A 16,747-nucleotide genomic window follows, 5' to 3' on the forward strand; every position below is an offset into this window, starting at 1 on the left:
CAGGGTGGTATTGGTTATGGGGAGAACTATATTATTTAACGATGAAATCTTGGGTCAAAAAAAACATGTCTTTCACGTTTTTAATCAACATACGAGTCTATTGATTACTTCGATGTTCAATGATCAGGAATATGTTCTTTCTCTTGCAAAAAAATATCTGGTCAGAGAGTGTGAAGCAACCCCTGAAGAACTTGAAAATTTAAACTGCGAGTATCACCATTTTTTCGAACGTGAATCTATCATGAATCTGGATTATCTGAATAATATTCGGAGTTTCAAATGCAATAATTGCTAAACGTTTCTACTCCGGGTGCCTAGGCTCTGGAGGATGCGATGGAAGCGATCAACTGGGCATAATGCAAAGGAGTGCAACAACTATGGCTAAATCTGTTACATGGACCAGGCGAGAAAGCCCATGGATTTATTCGTTGGGATGAATCGCTTAAGATGTGTATAGTTCATTAATGTATTTGGAGATGAAATCATGCAGATCACTATTCAACTAAAGTTGCAGCTCACAAAGGAGCAAACTCAGTGGTTAAAAGAAACTAGCAAAGAGTATATTCGCTTGGTGAATCAAGTAGTTGCCGATTGGGTGGGAGGAAGCCAAGTGAAACATAGTAGCCGTACTGTATCAGCTGCCCTTCCTAGCGCTGTAAAGAATCAAGCTCTTCAAAACGCCAAAAGCGTATACCGGAAGATTATTAAAACAAACATCCCGACTATTCTCCGGAAGCCAGTATGTATTTGGAACAATCAGAATTGGAAGCTCAAGGACGGAGTGATCAGCTTTCCTTTATGGATTGAGGGGAAAAGCAAAAGGGTTGCTGTGCCGGTTAAAATCACCGAATACCAGGAAAAAAAACTCATTGGAAAGACAGGCACGCTCCGGATCACGGAGAAGTCACGAAAATGGATTGCCCAAATTGCGGTAAGTGGATTGGAAACAGGCTTATCCGGAACAGGTGTCATGGGCATTGATCTCGGGCTTAAGGTTCCAGCGGTTGCGGTAACGGATACCGGGAAGACGAAATTCTTTGGAAATGGACGGCAAAACAAGTATATGAAGCGGAAGAACCGCAGCAAACGCCGTAAACTCGGTAAATTAAAAAAGCTCTCAGCGATCCGGAAACTCAATAACAAAGAGCAGCGCTGGATGAAGGATCAGGATCACAAGGTAAGTAGGCAGATTATTAATATGGCCATACAAGAGAAGGTTGGTGTGATCCGACTTGAAAAATTATCTGGCATCCGGCAGACGGCAAGAACAAGCCGTAAAAACGAAAAGAATCTGCATAGCTGGTCATTTTATCGACTTTCACAGTTTTTGGAGTATAAGGCCGCATTAGCGGGCATCCGGATCGAGTATGTTGATCCAAAATATACAAGCCAAAAGTGCCCCAAATGCGGAAGCTTGAACAAAGTCAAGGACCGGGATTACCAATGTGGATGTGGGTACCATACTCACAGGGACCGACTCGGCGCGCTTAATATCATGCACGCGCCTGTGGCAGATGGTAACAGTCTGTCAGCATAGGGAGCTAAATGCTCTGCCCTATGAGGCCCGATGGCACGGCCTTAACTTGCACGTCAGCGATACCAGAAATGGACTTCGCCTTTGGTAGCAAGAATCCCACGGCTTCAGCTGTGTGGAGTGTCAATCGGTGGTTTTGTGAAAAATGCAATAATGAGTATAAATCTGAACAGGAAGCCAGTAAATGCGAATCTAAACATTTCGATGTTTTAAAGATTCAAGAAGTTGCTTATAGCAAAGGTAAGAAGTGTCCTATCAGAATTGCAGTCGATATCGCTATAAATGCCGATGATGTCAAAACTGTATATTATAACCTGGATGAATCAGTTGGATGGGGAAGAGAATAAGCAGATGCAGTGGAGGCGATCAGTTGGACTTAGTTATGTGAGAAGGGATTGAAGTGAATGCTTGAACCAGTGGAGTTGCAAGATATTCTGGAAACTTACAGTTTGCAAGCATGTCAGTAGTTATTGGAGTTCGTGAATAGTGAGAATTTCAATTACACTGAGCAACCAAAAGAGCTGCAAAAATTCCATCAAGCTAAATTGTATAGATGTTTGGTAGAGCGTGTAGATAAGGGGGGCATCAACGTCATGTTTTAAATCCCACCTGCTGAGTATTTGTATTCGGCGGTGAAAACGATCAACTGGGCGTGATTAAAAATGATTGGGAGCGTGTTTTATGAGTAAAAAATCAAAGGAAACGAAATGGTTTGAAAATCAACAAGAAATTCCGGGCATTGTGTCCCAATTAAAGAAACATTATTACGACTACAAGGGCCTTGCCGGAGTGTTCCAAGCGTACCCCTTCGAAGTTGATTATGACAAGCTACTTGAAGTTTCGGAAGGGAATCAGCAACTAGTAGATGCAGTAAAAAAATATATTAATAAATGCTATTTCGATGAAGAAGGAAATTCAAAAGAATATGGTGGGTTTAAAAGAATTCATATTTCTCATTATCGGAAACGTGAAGAGATCGTCCCTGATCTACATGCTAAGGATTGGATTCATGTAGCTTTTGACCATGATTATTCAGTCTATATGATTGCTGGGCCAATCGGCGACGATTATGTAATTGATGACTTCGCGATGAAAAAGTCATTCTTATACAGTATGTCTAAGATGCTGTAGTGAAAGGGCTGAGGCGGCCGTGGAAGCTATCAACTGAACGTAAATAAAAGGAGTGGGGTTCTTGTTCAAAAAATATAAACAAGATAACAAGATATTCGTGATCGGAAGACACTTTGATCAGGGGGGGATAGTTTGAAGATACCCAATGAATTTTTGGGGGAAATCGAGTGAAACAATCAAGGTGAAAATGTATTTGTACCAATTTCTTTTGAGTAAAAAGTATTTGTCAGTAATTCGTTCTGAAACGGATTTTTATGAGGAGCTCAAAAAGTTTTTTGAGGAATTAGATATCAATGAGGATAACATTACTTTTGAAAACGGATTTGTTGAAGTTTTTTTATAATCCTAAAGGAGTGGCAGTGATAGAAACGATAGACTTGAGAAAAGGCTCAGCTAGACGTATTTTTTTAAAATATGTGTAGACGAGTGAAAGATATGAGGATGAATAAGTCGAAAAGAGAGCAAAGAGCTTTCAAAAGAATGCAAATGTATTGAATAGGGTAAAGCGTAAGAATTGTGTAGCGCTGTAGATAGTTTAAATCGAAAAATGTGTTTCTATAAACATATATTCAATTTTATGTTATGAATGAGGGGTGGTTGTTTGCCACGCGATTATGAATTAGAAGAGTTGTACGGAGAGCAGATACGTGCCTTTAAGATATGGATGATGCAAAGAGGCTTTACTGATTCAACGCATAACGAATATTTGAGAGAAGTGTTGGCGTATCTTAAATCATTAAAGGGGCTTGAAGTTACTGAAGCCAGTAAGGTGAATGTTATTGGATTTCTGGTATCAAAAGAGAAAGTAAAGGATCAGACAAGGAATCGGACCCTTTCAGCAATTCGGACTTTTTATGTGGCTTTAATTGACTTTGAAATGGCCACACGAAATCCTGCATTAGAAGTCAAAAAGTCAAAAACGGAGAAGAATAAAAATCCGGTCTATCTCGAAGAAGAGGATCTGGTTGATTCATTACAATATATAGAAGGGCGTTATCGTAATAGGAATATTGCGATCTTTCTTTTGATGGGATACTGCGGCTTGCGGGTAGGGGAAGTACATCGACTAGATCTTAAGGATTTCAAGAAAACAAAGGGGACTATCGTTGTCTTTGGAAAGGGCAGGAAGTGGAATGAGATCCCGGTTCCAGAGCTCTTGGTGCAATATTTAATTGAGGTGGAGCGAGAGAGGATTACTCCTTATAGTAAAAAGGAAGAGGCTTTTTTTGTTTCTCAAAAAGGAAAACGACTCTCTATAAGGCAGATTCAGAAATTAGTTTCTCAGACGTTTAAAGCCTTTAAAGAGAATAATCCGAAAGTGACCGATATGAATCTTTCTTGCCACAAGCTGCGTCACTCGTTCGCAACAATGCTGCTCAAAAATGGTGTTGATATTCGGGTTGTAAAGGAATTGCTTGGGCATGCATCCATTGAAACCACAATGATTTATACTCACATTAATGATGATCAGAAAAAGCAGGCCATGTCCACTGTAAACATTCCTATTTCAATCGTCTCATAAGGCATTATTGACCAAAATATGCTGAAATTGATATGCTTGTGTTAATCGAATATATGAAAATAAGGGAAGCACCCTTGATGTTACAAGCATCTTGGTGTGCTTTTTTTGTTTGATTTCAGGAGGCGAAGTATTTTGTCCAGCATAAAAGTAGAGTTTCCCAATGGCGACTATATATTTGTAAGCCCACAGGACCAGCATCTCTTTGAAGGAAAGCTCATTAAAAGACCAGATGACAGTAGAAATATCATTTATAGCCCTGTACACAAGAATAATATTAGCATTCAACGTTATATTTTAAATCCTCCCAAAGGCTTTATGGGCGTTCAGAAGATTAAAGATCGATACAACTTTACACGAGAAAATCTAGAGATTGTTGATAAAAGGGATGCTGCAAAAAGGCAAAGACAAAAATACCTGGAAAGAAATCCTGGAAGAAGCAAACAGCCTGTTTATACTACATCAGATGATAAGGTGATAGTACACTACTCTTACGGAGAAGATTCTTTCTTTATTATTGATCTTGAGGATCAGTCGAAAATTGAAGGATTTACTTTTCGAAAAATGGGCACTCCTAAAAGAATAGAAGCAATAAAGGAAGTTGATGGAGTTAAAACATATAGGTCCTTGGAAAGACTGTTGCTATCTACTGATAAAAGTTCTCGGGTTATGCAAATAAATAAGGACTTGTGTGACTTTACAAAAAGCAATTTGATGATTGAATCAAAAAAGAGATCTCAACTCCAACGAGGTCCCAACAAAACCGAAGGAAAATCATCGCAATACAAGGGAGTCTATCAAGAACGGAAACGCAAAGGGATATGGAGAGCCAAATTAGTAGTCGATGGGATAGCAAATCATCTTGGGTGTTTTCCTACTGAAATAATGGCAGCTCAGGCATATAATAAATATGCAATAGAGCTTTACGGGGAAGGTTACGTTAAACTCAATGAGATTGATTAAAATATTTTCTATAGCATCGAAAATGAATGGAAAAATTGGGTATTCAGATGATATTATAGAAATACTAATTGCAAATATACTCAATTGAACAATAATGAAGAGAAAACTAAATGATGATTTAAATTAGGTAACATTGACCAAAATATGCTGAAATTGATATACTTGTCTTAATCGAATATAAAAATAAGGGAAGCACCCTTGATGCACTATGCATCTTGGCGTGCTTCTTTTTTTATTTCAAAAGATGTCTGCATGGGAAGTATACGGGGGTGGGGAATGTGAAGGCCGTCATCCTTGAAATGTTGCTTGAATTAGTCTTACCTTATGTCTTGTTTAGTTCATGGTTCTTTGGGACTGCTTCAATAAATGTATGGGTTATGTACTTTACTGTTATGCATAATGACACAATGCATTACATTATGGTTTTTCATCACCTTGCAAATTCCAAAAAGATTAAAAGAAATGTAACATGACTGTTTCAATAACTTGTATGAGCGATTGGGTGCCGGACCAAACGCTTGTAATCCAGGAGTGACTGAAATGTTCAAATGGCTACAATCTTTAAATTTTTATAAGAAAAGGCATGAAGAAATTCGTATTCGAATCGAGTTTCTTACCGAACTGGAAAAGGTATGGACACGAGCGTGGGACTATCGATTAGGGCAGCTAATCGAAGACCTGGTTTCTTATGAAAATGATCAATTCTATTCAGAAAAGTCAATAAAAATGATGCATACAGAAGACTGGCTCGAACTGATTGAATCGATTGGACAGCGTTTTTCCTCTGGACATTACGAGGTGAACTCTCAATCGTCGCGAACTCCATTGCGTATCCCAATTGCCATGAGGCGACTACGTGACGAGTGGATATATAGTCGACTATCGTTCGGTGCTTATCTGCTTAAACGGCTGAAAGAAGAGAGGCCAGGTGGGACACTATATGGCTATGATTTTTCGGATGAGGTTCAGAAAGTAAGTTAATTAATCTCTGAATGGTGGTGGTGATTTGCTTTTTATATATTATATTCTTGTGTTCGTTACTAGCTTCATTTACATGGGATTTGAAATCGCTGCAGTGCGCGTATTAACGCCTTACTTCGGGAGCACCATGTTTACTTGGGGTGCTATTATATCAACGTTTTTAACTGGCTCCACGATCGGTTACTGGATAGGTGGAAAAAATGCCGACAAGGAAAGTTCCAAGCTGATAATCATCCTTTATCTCGTTGGTGGGGCTGCAACTGTAGGGGCTGTTCCGGTTATCTCAACTCTTTTGACGAATTTTATTTTTTTACCTGAGCGTATTGGAGTGTTACTTGGATGCGTCATGCTCTTTCTTATCCCAAACGTATGCTTAAGTGCGTTGGTACCTGCGATTTCAAAAGAAGGTCTATCGTTGTCGTTTAGCGGATCTCAAATCGGCAAGTTTCACACCATTTCGGCACTTGGTAGCATCGCTGGAACCATGGTCATAACCTTCTTCGTTCTTCCTGTGATGGACTTAAAGCACATCTTCGTCATTTTTACTTGCGGGCTAATCGCGGCGCTATTCTTATATACAGGAAAGGAATATCCCCAAAAGGTTGCCTTTCTTATGCCCTGTATAGCCCTGTGCTTTCTCCCATTCGCACAGTACGGAAGTTCGTTGGTTCAAACCCAAGGAAGTGTATTGGTCGGGGAAAAATCAAGCCAGTACCACAACATCTATGTGGTTGACCACGATAAACTAGCCGGAATAAATGGAAAGTTCAGGGTGATGATGTTCGATCCTAATGGTATACAGGGAGCCATTAACCTTGATAACCCCAAACAGGTAATATTGCCGTACAATCAGAACCTTATCGAGGTCGCTGAGAAGACAGTTCCCCAGTTATCAAATGTATTTGTAATTGGTCATGGCGTAGGGACATCAACTCAATACTTCGAAGATCATGGGACGAATGTTATTACAGCCGAAATTGATCCGGATGTTTTATCAGTTAGTAGAAAGTATTTCGGGTATAAAGGGAATTCAGTGAGAGTGGGCGACGGTCGAAAACTGCTTTTTGAACAAGATGACAATTCGATCAGTTACTTGATACTGGATGCCTACAATAACGAGACAATTCCATTTCATCTTACCACCAACGAATTTTTTAGGATCGCCAGCCAAAAACTCAATGAAAATGGAGTCCTGGCAGCGAACGTCATTGGAAAAATGAATAGGGATGAATTTTTAAAAGCGATTCATTCCACGATTCAAAAAAATTTTGCATACGTTAGGGTCTATGCCAGTTTGCACGATGAAAATGTTCTTCAGAACCTGACGATCGTTGCCAGTAATTCCTTACTCGAAAAGGTAGGTTACAGCAATTACTTTGAAGTACAAGTTGGATCGGGTGAAGTCATTACTGATTCCAGTACGAGATTTAGACGATTGAATTAAAAGTGTGCAGGGGCCAGCGCTGAACAGAAATTCACTTTAAAAGGATAACAATCATTTGCAGGTGCTTAAAATAAGTAATATTTGGAGGAAAAATACTTGAAAAAATCGAAGGAAATCTTACTAAGGAAATGGAATCCGAAGTTTCTAATCTGGATGTATGGAATCGTGCTGATTTTATACAATGTGGCAGTTACCTTGATTTTTGGAAGCAACTTGTTAGGGTATGTTGCTACCGCACTTGGTTCGATGTTAATTGGTAGCCTTGGGTTTCAAACGGCACGGTCAGCTAAGCGTAAGGAAAAGGTCTCTCTGCTAAAAATTTTGGTGTTTGCGGAAAGAAGCCTATCGGATATTTGGCAGGTCGGAAAATATTTCTATTATCACTTAAGAAGATTTCGGCGGCCAATTCTATTGATGGTGCTACTCTATGCTGCGAATGCAGGTGTAGCAGAATGGGCATTAGAGAAATGGGGAAGTTCGTTAGCTAAAAATACTCAAGGAACCATTCTGGAAAGTATTAGATTTGTTTATACAGTAGCTTCCATACTGTTCTTCTCAGCAACTATTTCTTCAGTCCTTTGGTTATTCTTCAAGGTCGCAATTAGGAACCATTTATTAGGCGCAGAAGATAAGGTCGATTCTATTATGTGTCGTTTAAAACAAGAAGGTATTAAGACATCTTTTGTTCATGGCCAAGATGGCCGGTGTTATTTGGATGTAAAAAGGATCTTGAATAGACTTGCAAACCAAAAAGAAACGACTAATTCGAAATATGAATTGTATTGGGACATAAAAAACAATTATAACCTACTGTTACGCGTTGAATTTTTTCCTTTAGGGAAGCCCAAAACGCTTGTTCAACAATTTGCTGATCACATTCAGGGTGTAAAGATGGCTCAACTTGGGAAAAGAGATCAAGCGTGAAGAATCAACTCCCAAAAGGCATTACACACTACGTCAAGTATTTGAATTAGCCGGCTCATGGCGATACTATGCGTAAACGCATCCAGGTTAAGCTTTCGAAGTATGGGTAAGGAGGAGGGAGAGTAGGGGGACCCAGCTCTCCCTTTTATGTTAAAACAGCCCCCTTAATTTACGAGTCAGAAGAGGTCTGCTATAATTAAAGTATATCTTATTCTGTATTTTATTCTTTTGAGTGGGGCATGAGCCAGACCACTGATTCTAATTCCTTTAATGCACCCTGTGGGTTATTTTTCTATGTCCTCTGACATAACCCCCGGGCGCTTTTTATATATTTTCAAAATTACGCTTGACCAAAGTGTCTGATGATTAAATTCGCTATTGCGAGTAATCGGATGCTTTGGTCAGGCGTTTTTTAGTCCTGAACAACCCAAATTTCACTGGAGGAGTGTTGTCTGATGATTCAAGGTGAACAAATGTATCGTGTGTTGTATGACTTCGCGTATAGCTCGGGAACGCGGCGGGAAGATGAGCAGATCACGCAGTCACGTCTGGACCGCATGCGCGAGATGGCAAAGAAAGGCGAGTATTACAGCAATATCGATGTCATAGAGGTTCTGGGGTACGAGGATCGAACATGGTGGGGAACATGGTACCAGATTGGTATGGCAAACCAGTGGATACGTAAGGCGAACGATCCGCCATTCAAACCTGACTCTTTCAGCGAGTGCAAGAGCATCGCATGGCTGATCGATCGTATGGAACGCGGGAACTGGTGTATAGGCACGGCATTCACGTACAAAGACCTGTGCTTCATCAACCAGATTGAGGGTGGCAGCGAGTTCCTAGTCATACGAAAGGACATCGCCTTTGAGACCTGGTCAACCTATGATGTACTTAAGGGGCGCAACGGACGAGCAAAGTTCACGGAAACGGTAAACCGCATGCTCGCGGCAACGGACGAACAGCTACGCACACTGACGTACATGGAGGCAGGCCCGGTTGTTCACTGTGCTCATTGCCAGGCCAAGCTTTACCCAGGCGAAGGCGATATCTTTAAGGATTCCGCTGCTGACGTGTGCAACACTTGCTATTGTGGCAAAAAGCTGCACATTCGTGATGCCGCCAATAAGGTCAAGCGCGGGGAACGACTTATGAAAGATGATCTGCGATTCGTTGAGTACAGGGACAAGTTCGTTGCGTGTGGCGTGAATCACACGGGGATGTGTATTCATTGGGACGAAGAGTTGGCCGTCGCGCTATCGTATGACAATGACACCGTGACGCTTTATCGACCTCATGAGGGCGGATGGGTTGAGTTTGAAGAATATAAACCACAGTAACACATGGAGGCGACGAATATGGCAAATTTCAAAATGGTGCGGAGCTATGAAAGCCCGCGCGTACTCGACACGCAGGACTTGCTGACCGCAGTCAAGACCGTTTGCAATTACGAGGGCGATCTGTACGATGGCAACCGTCTTGTCATGTCCTGCTTGGGCCTAAGCAGGACTGAGAACACCAGACGCCTACTGGAATACGGTATTACGTCATATGTTAACCAGCGCAACCAATGCTGGAACTATCGCTATTCAGACCCGAGTAAGAATCTCGGAAACTATTATGTGAGTGCGTATCATTATCCGTGGGGTGATGAGCACAAGATCGATTTCACTATAAAAGAGTACCGCGAATCCGAAAAAGATCACATGTTCACGTCCCTAGCTGGCGTGATGGAGTTCGTACGAAATACAGTTGCCGCCTCCCCATTCTCCCATAACATGGATGAGGATATTCATGTAAGGCTGTTCGGAGGGGATGGTCTGATTTACTTCGCGGCAGGGGATTGGGAGGTCAATGGTGAACCTGAAATGTACATGCTTGTAAAAGATGGTCATAAGCCTGAGTTCGGGGCTAAACATTACCTGCAGAAGCGTTACGAGAAGTTGCAGTCAAAGTTTGGCGGTTACGAATTTATCCCTGCAGACACGCTGATTCGTAATAAGTTCGAGGACGGCGATGTCGTTTTGCTTGAGACTGCCGTTGATGGCCTTGTGAAGGGTTGGTTGTATTTGATCACCGAGATCGATAAATCTGGTGAGCAACCAGTGATTACGATTCGCGATCTGGACGACTACGAGGTAAGCGCGAACGTGTCAGCTGGCATGATTACAATCCCGGTAAATACAGGGCAGATGCAAATGGTATGATTCAGTGACAAATTCAAATATTAAGAGAAGAGGAGCGGTTTCATGTTGCTCCTCTTTTTTGTTGACAAAACAGTTCAAAATTTACGTGCTTGAGAAAGTCTGTTATAATCAGCGTATATCTTATCTTGAGTTGTTTTTGAGTGGAGGCATGAGCCAAGCCACTGATTCTAATTCCTTTAATGCGCCCTTTCAGGTGATTTTCTCTGTCTTTAGACATTAAATCCCCCCGAAGGCACTTTATATATGTGTACGAAACTACGCTTGACCAAAGCGTCTGATGACTTAATCGCACTTGCGAGTAATCGGATGTTTTGATCAGGCGTTTTTTTGTGCCTGAACAACCCAATAATCATTTTGAAAGGAGAGAACTAAGTTGCAAACCGTTTTCTTAAACAAGCTACAGCAAGTTGACACCAAGAAAAAAGAATCTGGAAACGTAATTATCAAGGAATCTGAAGGGAGATGGATCGCGGGATGGAGCACCAAAGGCCCCGATAAGATTGAGGAGACATGGTATGACGGGGAAAGTTGGGAAGATTTGTTGGCCGCTTTCCGGAAAGGTGTTGCCGAAAAATTCAGCCAGGGTTTTAAGCCCGAACTGGAGATGCAACCCCAACTTCAGATCTTATCTCGATGTTATCGGCATACTACAAGCCAGTGAAGATCTTTTCAAATCACATGCAAAAACTCGAGGAAAAGTATAGTAATTACGAGATTGGTTATCTGAGTTTGACCAATTCCTTCGTGCGAAAGGGTGGAGAAGAGTTTGAAAGTCGTCCATAACAAGCAACTGCAGCAAGGCTTGGAGAAACTCATGAGCTCAATTGTGGTCCGTTTCAATGAACAGTGGGGAACCAAACTCCATGTCGTTGAAGTGGAAATCACCGATACCACCTTGGAGGAAGTCGTAGAACATAACTTCATTTATCTCCGAACTATGATAACGGACGGAGCAAAAGAAGCTTATTGGACTTCGAAGCTGACTCCAGTGGAATACTCTACCGAAAGTATTGAATTTGTTTATCTACCGGTAGTGCATCCCCGGTTAGAGATCGATCCGGGCACAATCCAGTATTGGCATGGTGAGATTATCAGCCATTTTAGTCCAAAGTTTTTCGAAGCCGGATGGGATCGCTCCTTGTATGTAAAAGCGGATTGGTGAGTCAATCGAGCAAATATATGGCTAGAATCGAGGTGAAACCAAATGGGAAAGCCACGACCGATTGAACTTCATGTGAACAGCAAAGGGGTCAAGAAACATCAAAAGCTCCAAGAGCTGATTCATGATGAGGAAAAGTATCTTTTCCTGCCGATCGACGGGCGAAGAAAGACAGACCTATACAATAAGGGTCTGCTGGATGGTCGAAAGGAAGCAATTCCTCTCTATAAGTCCTACTCTGAGTGTAGCGAACTTCATGCTGCCGTTATAGCGATTCCGAGAGAGACCATAAGCTCATTCTTCACACCTAAAGGTGTGTTCATCGGGGTTATCCAGTTGGACCGCACTTTTCTGATTGATACGAGGGAAGCTAACCGTTTCATCCAGGATTTCTGTAACGAGTGTGAATATGTTGGCACACCACAATGCTTCAAGGAGCTTGATTATGACTGTGCAGAAGAGGATAGAGACAAGTATCGAGATACCCCTTACCTCATGAGACAACAAGAAATAAGAAAAGCTCGTCGCAAACGTACGCCATTTCCGGTCTAACCGGTTGAGTGAACGATACCCCTCCTTGCCACGGTAAGAAATGATTTCTTGAGGGCTGTATCGATTCTAAAGTAACTCATAAAACTGTTGTAGCATGGGGGAGGGTTAAAAAGCCCCCATTGCCAGTGCAGAGTGCATGCCCGAATGCATTCCAAGTCAGTTGTCCTCTGTAAAGCTGTGAGCTTTACACATAGGGGACTTATAAATGGCATTTCAGGAACTAAACAAATTCAAGGTTTGCTCATTCTTCGCTGGAGGCGGTTTGTTGGACCTTGCGTTTAAAGATGAATATCAAATCATATGGGCAAATGAGTTGCATGAGCAGCCTGCACTGAGCTACTTGCACAATATTGGCAGGCACATTAAGGTGGGGGACATCCTTCAATATCCTAACCATCTAATACCATACGGAGACGTTTATATTGGCGGCCCGCCTTGCGTGGATTATGTGCGTCCGTAAAGATATGCATATCGTATCGCGGCGCTTAGAACATACCTGCCCTAGCAAGCAGGTGGGTGAAAGACACTAACGCTTCAACCCAACATCAGCTGACTTATCCCGGAGGGAAACCGTAAGGGAGAACACAGCATGTCAGCATAGCCAAAAAGTTGGTCAATTGCCAGACCACGACTGAAATGGCGTGATGTAAGGTCGTGAACGAGGATGAAAGCTGGATTGCTTGAACGATAGCTCAAGGTGGGCCCACGCAACCGGGATCGAAAGGCAATTGTGACGATCCACCGCTAGGCCAGTCTGTTTGAGTAGTCGACAGACCGGAAAGTGTCTCCTTAACGGACCAGCCTCAATAAGAGGTCAACGAGCGAAAGTCGCATCCGACATCACGACAGGCTCAAGTGTTCTAGGTGCTAAACGGAGATTACCTAAACCAGAATGCCACATGGCTATGACCAAAGGGTCTGAATATCTGGCATGGTAACGGAGTCTTCATAGTAGTCTGAGCTAGGGAAAGCCTAGTACACCCATATCTTCTGATCATGGGACAGTTGCTATATCGAGATCTGCCCTTTCACGGGAATAAACTATTCCCTGAGAAGGGAAGAATCGAGGAATATTAATGAACATTGAATTTTTGCCGCTCATTGAAACTCATATTGATGCTCTACGGTCAAATATTTGCTACGAGGAATTACCTTGTGAAGATAAGGCGCTCGCATCGCTCATCGGTCCTGATTTAGTTGGGGCAGATGGTATATGGGTTGATAAGCTGCTAATAGGGTTCTACTCCCTCACTGAGAAACTCTCTTCTGTGGGATTAAAATCAGGTCACATTAACTTGCTTTACATTCTAACCCATTACAGAGGGCACGGGTTTGGATCTGCTCTGTTTGATTTACTCAAATCGGAGTGTCCTTTCGACTCGCTGTCAGCAAATCCATTTACCGATAGGTCCGAGCGCTTCTTTCTCAGCAATGGTTTTATCGTTGATGAAGAATTCTTAACCGAGGATACCAATACGGTTGTCTGGCATAAAATTCAATCACCATTACCTTCCTAATGAGCAATTGCTGGCGAAGGAAGACAGATGTTGATTGATTAAACAATTTAGGAAGTGGTGCGAGACCATGAGAGATCCCAACATTGTATTAGTCAATCTAATCAAGAACGCCCAAAAGGAAGAATACCTCTTCACCGATCTCTACCGCATTCTTTACAACCCTGAGTTCTACCTGAAGGCATATGCCAAAATTCAGGGGAAGGATGGGAACATGACTTCTGGTACGGACGGAGAAATGATCGACGGCTTCAATATGGACCGGGTAAGTAGGCTTATTGATAGCTTACGTGACCAGTCATATCAGCCAAAACCTGCTAGAAGGAAAATGATACCCAAAAAATCAGGTGGTCAACGTCCTTTAGGCATTCCATCCTTTGTGGATAAGCTCTTACAGGAAGTTCTTCGAACCATCCTGGAAGCAATCTACGAAGGCAGGTTCTCCGGCAACTCACACGGGTTTAGACCCGGAAAGAGTTGCAGAACGCTGCTGAGTAAAATTAAGCTGGAATGCACAGGGGTCAAATGGTGGATCGAGGGAGACATCAAAGGCTTCTTCGATAATATTGACCACCACATTCTTATCGGCATCCTCAGAAAACGAATCAGAGACGAACGATTTCTGGCCTTGATATGGAAACTATTAAGAGCAGGGTACGTCGAAGACTTCGTTTTTAAGGAATCATTTAGTGGCACACCGCAGGGCGGTACCCTGAGCCCTCTTCTCTCTAATATCTATCTCAATGAACTCGACAGCTACATGGAAAACATGGCCAAGAGCTTCAATAAGGGAAACGAGAGAAAGAGGAATCCAGAATGGAAGCGGCTCGAATCGAGAAGATACAAGCTTAAAAGAAAACTCGACGAGAACTGGGACAAACTCTCCAAGGATAGCCGTAAGGCGATCGTAACGGAACGGGCGCAACTCCTCAACGAAATGCAGAGGATTCCCTCCCGAAATTCAATGGATGAAGGATTCCGCAGACTGAAATACTTCCGATACGCCGACGACTTCATCGTAGGAGTCATTGGCAGCAAAGCAGACGCGGTGAAAATCAAAGGAGCGATAAAGACCTTCATTCAGGAAAAACTGAAGCTGGAACTCTCCGATGAGAAAACCTTGATTACCCACGGACAAGACCGGGCGAAGTTTCTTGGCTACGAAATCTACGTGGCACAGGATTCAAACTCCACTCGCAGAAATGTTCTGGGAATCAAACAAAGAAATATTTCCGGGCACGTCATGCTCACGGTCCCCATGGATAGAATCGAAAGATTCCTCAAGTCCAAGAAGGCTCTAGGGTTCGACAAAAACGGAAACTGGGTATCAATCCATCGGAAAGGATTAACCAATCTTTCCGACGCAGAGATTATAGAGGCATATAATTCTGAAATCCGTGGACTGTACAACTACTTCAACCTTGCCCATGACGTAAGTCAAAAACTTCACGCGGCAAGGTACATCATGAAGTACAGCTGCCTAAAGACACTCGCAAACAAGCACAAGTCAAGCACGAAGAAATTGCTTGGCTCAGAAGCATACCGTCTAAACGGTAGCTTCGGTGCTTATTACAAGACCAAGAGCGGCAAGAAGTTTAAGGAATTCCACAACGCACCGCTAACTAGGCAGGAACCTGTCCAGAAGGACGATGCGACTGTGGACCTGATCCACAACTTCGTGATCGGAAACAAAATCACGAGCTTGGAACAGAGAATATCCGCTAACAAATGTGATTGTTGTGGCAGAACGGATGGCAAGTTCGAAGTTCACCACGTCAGGAAGCTCAAGGATCTGAAAGGCAAGAAAGCCTGGGAGCGGGTTATGATAGCAAGGCAACGAAAAACGATGGTACTCTGCGTCCTCCCTAATGGACAAGGGTGCCATCACAAACTCCACGCGGGAAAGCTTGATTAGATGTATCAGCATTGGAGAGCCGTATACAGGGAGACCTGTAAGTACGGTTCGGGGGAAGGGGCTTGGAAACCTGTCTGAGGAATCAGATAAGGCGCTGGGCTCCCATCCTACTCCTCAGATGGGAAAAACCGTGGAGAAGAGGGGCTTACCGGCCGGCTCATTTGGAAGTATCAGAGCACCATTGCCCATAATAAACCGATGGCATTTCTCATGGAAAATGTTTCAAATCTAGCTCGGCGGCACAAGGATACCTTATACCGTTTACTCACTTCCTTTACGGATTTGGGTTACAATATGGGGTACCAATTACTAAATGCTGCCGATTTTGGGGTTGCACAGAGTAGAGTACGGGTGATCATTGCTGGAATTCGAAAAGATCTCGGATTCTTTTATGAGTTCCCTAAACCTCCGCAAATAAGAAGGACTGTGCGTGACGTGATCGGAGACCTACCTGAGGCTGCTACGGTTACCAAGTTTTTGTACGAGGAACCGTTAATCCCTAATCATACGACCAACTGGGAGAGTCCGAGTCCAGAACGGCTTTATGATGTCATTCTTAATCCAAGGAACCAAAGGAGAGGGATGCGCCGGCTTCCATGGGACGATGTTAGCCCTACCTTAACGGCCCATATCGCCAAGGATGGACGTGAATTCCTTCATCCAACCGCCGATCGACGGTTAACGGTCAGGGAGGCACTTCGGATCATGTCGGTACCCGATAGTTACGTCATTCCGGGATCAGTAAAGCTCAGTCACCAGTACCGTCTAACCGGTAACGGCGTTCCGTATTTGCTTGGTAAAGCTCTTGCACAGTCTCTTCGGCTGCAGCTGCTTAACGCCAGGGATAATAGAATGGTTGGAATCATCTGACCATATGTGCCAAAAGAATAGAGCCGTTCACATT

General features: G+C 42.8%; 16 protein-coding genes and 1 pseudogene. 16 read left to right on the top strand and 1 reads right to left on the bottom strand.

All coding sequences use genetic code 11. The features are described from left to right. The first annotated feature begins 484 nt into the window (after window positions 1-484). The 9 genes from EHV15_RS34525 (at window position 485) to EHV15_RS34565 (ending at window position 10,703) form a co-directional block, all read left to right on the top strand. On the top strand, window positions 485-1,537 hold the full coding sequence (locus EHV15_RS34525; RefSeq protein WP_128635805.1) for an RNA-guided endonuclease TnpB family protein: 1,053 nt from the start codon (window positions 485-487) through the stop codon (window positions 1,535-1,537). Between the two features lie 678 nt (window positions 1,538-2,215). Then, window positions 2,216-2,665 (top strand): hypothetical protein, encoded by a 450-nt coding sequence (locus EHV15_RS34530; RefSeq protein WP_128635806.1) that lies wholly within the window; start codon window positions 2,216-2,218, stop codon window positions 2,663-2,665. A gap of 601 nt (window positions 2,666-3,266) precedes the next feature. Then, on the top strand, window positions 3,267-4,187 hold the full coding sequence (locus EHV15_RS34535; protein ID WP_246062088.1) for a tyrosine-type recombinase/integrase: 921 nt from the start codon (window positions 3,267-3,269) through the stop codon (window positions 4,185-4,187). A gap of 132 nt (window positions 4,188-4,319) precedes the next feature. Continuing rightward, entirely contained in the window at window positions 4,320-5,147 is an 828-nt protein-coding gene (locus EHV15_RS34540) for an AP2/ERF family transcription factor (protein ID WP_128635808.1), read from the top strand. A 540-nt stretch (window positions 5,148-5,687) separates the two neighbouring features. After that, window positions 5,688-6,128: a hypothetical protein gene (locus EHV15_RS34545; protein ID WP_128635809.1), complete on the top strand. Its 441-nt coding sequence runs from the start codon at window positions 5,688-5,690 to the stop codon at window positions 6,126-6,128. Between the two features lie 25 nt (window positions 6,129-6,153). Next, window positions 6,154-7,572: a fused MFS/spermidine synthase gene (locus tag EHV15_RS34550; RefSeq protein WP_128635810.1), complete on the top strand. Its 1,419-nt coding sequence runs from the start codon at window positions 6,154-6,156 to the stop codon at window positions 7,570-7,572. 96 nt (window positions 7,573-7,668) lie between these two features. Further along, window positions 7,669-8,496 (top strand): hypothetical protein, encoded by an 828-nt coding sequence (locus tag EHV15_RS34555; RefSeq protein WP_128635811.1) that lies wholly within the window; start codon window positions 7,669-7,671, stop codon window positions 8,494-8,496. A 455-nt stretch (window positions 8,497-8,951) separates the two neighbouring features. Further along, window positions 8,952-9,836, top strand: coding sequence for a hypothetical protein (locus tag EHV15_RS34560; protein WP_128635812.1), 885 nt, complete (start codon window positions 8,952-8,954; stop codon window positions 9,834-9,836). 18 nt (window positions 9,837-9,854) lie between these two features. After that, window positions 9,855-10,703 (top strand): hypothetical protein, encoded by an 849-nt coding sequence (locus tag EHV15_RS34565; protein ID WP_246062089.1) that lies wholly within the window; start codon window positions 9,855-9,857, stop codon window positions 10,701-10,703. 40 nt (window positions 10,704-10,743) lie between these two features. Here EHV15_RS34565 and EHV15_RS36850 read toward each other — a convergent pair whose 3' ends face one another. Next, on the bottom strand, window positions 10,744-10,920 hold the full coding sequence (locus EHV15_RS36850; RefSeq protein WP_178076112.1) for a hypothetical protein: 177 nt from the start codon (window positions 10,918-10,920) through the stop codon (window positions 10,744-10,746). A gap of 156 nt (window positions 10,921-11,076) precedes the next feature. Between EHV15_RS36850 and EHV15_RS34570 the strand changes: the two genes are divergently transcribed. The 7 genes and pseudogenes from EHV15_RS34570 to EHV15_RS37790 form a co-directional block, all read left to right on the top strand. Beyond that, window positions 11,077-11,364, top strand: coding sequence for a hypothetical protein (locus EHV15_RS34570; RefSeq protein WP_128635814.1), 288 nt, complete (start codon window positions 11,077-11,079; stop codon window positions 11,362-11,364). A gap of 105 nt (window positions 11,365-11,469) precedes the next feature. After that, window positions 11,470-11,865 (top strand): hypothetical protein, encoded by a 396-nt coding sequence (locus EHV15_RS34575; RefSeq protein WP_128635815.1) that lies wholly within the window; start codon window positions 11,470-11,472, stop codon window positions 11,863-11,865. Between the two features lie 42 nt (window positions 11,866-11,907). Then, window positions 11,908-12,414 carry a hypothetical protein gene (locus EHV15_RS34580; protein WP_128635816.1) on the top strand — a complete coding sequence of 169 codons (507 nt, stop codon included), beginning with the start codon at window positions 11,908-11,910 and terminating at the stop codon, window positions 12,412-12,414. 205 nt (window positions 12,415-12,619) lie between these two features. Then, window positions 12,620-12,874: a DNA cytosine methyltransferase gene (locus EHV15_RS34585; protein ID WP_128635817.1), complete on the top strand. Its 255-nt coding sequence runs from the start codon at window positions 12,620-12,622 to the stop codon at window positions 12,872-12,874. A 616-nt stretch (window positions 12,875-13,490) separates the two neighbouring features. Continuing rightward, window positions 13,491-13,931 (top strand): GNAT family protein, encoded by a 441-nt coding sequence (locus EHV15_RS34590; protein ID WP_128635818.1) that lies wholly within the window; start codon window positions 13,491-13,493, stop codon window positions 13,929-13,931. Window positions 13,932-13,998: 67 nt separating this feature from the next. Further along, window positions 13,999-15,843: a reverse transcriptase/maturase family protein gene (locus EHV15_RS34595; RefSeq protein ID WP_128635819.1), complete on the top strand. Its 1,845-nt coding sequence runs from the start codon at window positions 13,999-14,001 to the stop codon at window positions 15,841-15,843. A 117-nt stretch (window positions 15,844-15,960) separates the two neighbouring features. Beyond that, window positions 15,961-16,713, top strand: a pseudogene (locus EHV15_RS37790) (DNA cytosine methyltransferase); the annotation flags it as partial. Between the last annotated feature and the right edge of the window lie 34 nt (window positions 16,714-16,747).

Origin of the sequence: Paenibacillus oralis, assembly GCF_003863965.1 — a bacterium.
GTDB classification, from domain to species: domain Bacteria; phylum Bacillota; class Bacilli; order Paenibacillales; family Paenibacillaceae; genus Fontibacillus; species Fontibacillus oralis.

What these genes read in the sequence shown, in the direction of transcription:
- EHV15_RS34525 (WP_128635805.1), top strand. Translation starts at nt 485, where the DNA reads ATGCAGATCACTATTCAACTAAAGTTGCAGCTCACAAAGGAGCAAACT.
- EHV15_RS34530 (WP_128635806.1), top strand. Translation starts at nt 2,216, where the DNA reads ATGAGTAAAAAATCAAAGGAAACGAAATGGTTTGAAAATCAACAAGAA.
- EHV15_RS34545 (WP_128635809.1), top strand. Translation starts at nt 5,688, where the DNA reads ATGTTCAAATGGCTACAATCTTTAAATTTTTATAAGAAAAGGCATGAA.
- EHV15_RS34560 (WP_128635812.1), top strand. Translation starts at nt 8,952, where the DNA reads ATGATTCAAGGTGAACAAATGTATCGTGTGTTGTATGACTTCGCGTAT.
- EHV15_RS34565 (WP_246062089.1), top strand. Translation starts at nt 9,855, where the DNA reads ATGGCAAATTTCAAAATGGTGCGGAGCTATGAAAGCCCGCGCGTACTC.
- EHV15_RS36850 (WP_178076112.1), bottom strand. Translation starts at nt 10,920, where the DNA reads ATGTCTAAAGACAGAGAAAATCACCTGAAAGGGCGCATTAAAGGAATT.
- EHV15_RS34580 (WP_128635816.1), top strand. Translation starts at nt 11,908, where the DNA reads ATGGGAAAGCCACGACCGATTGAACTTCATGTGAACAGCAAAGGGGTC.
- EHV15_RS34585 (WP_128635817.1), top strand. Translation starts at nt 12,620, where the DNA reads ATGGCATTTCAGGAACTAAACAAATTCAAGGTTTGCTCATTCTTCGCT.
- EHV15_RS34590 (WP_128635818.1), top strand. Translation starts at nt 13,491, where the DNA reads ATGAACATTGAATTTTTGCCGCTCATTGAAACTCATATTGATGCTCTA.
- EHV15_RS34595 (WP_128635819.1), top strand. Translation starts at nt 13,999, where the DNA reads ATGAGAGATCCCAACATTGTATTAGTCAATCTAATCAAGAACGCCCAA.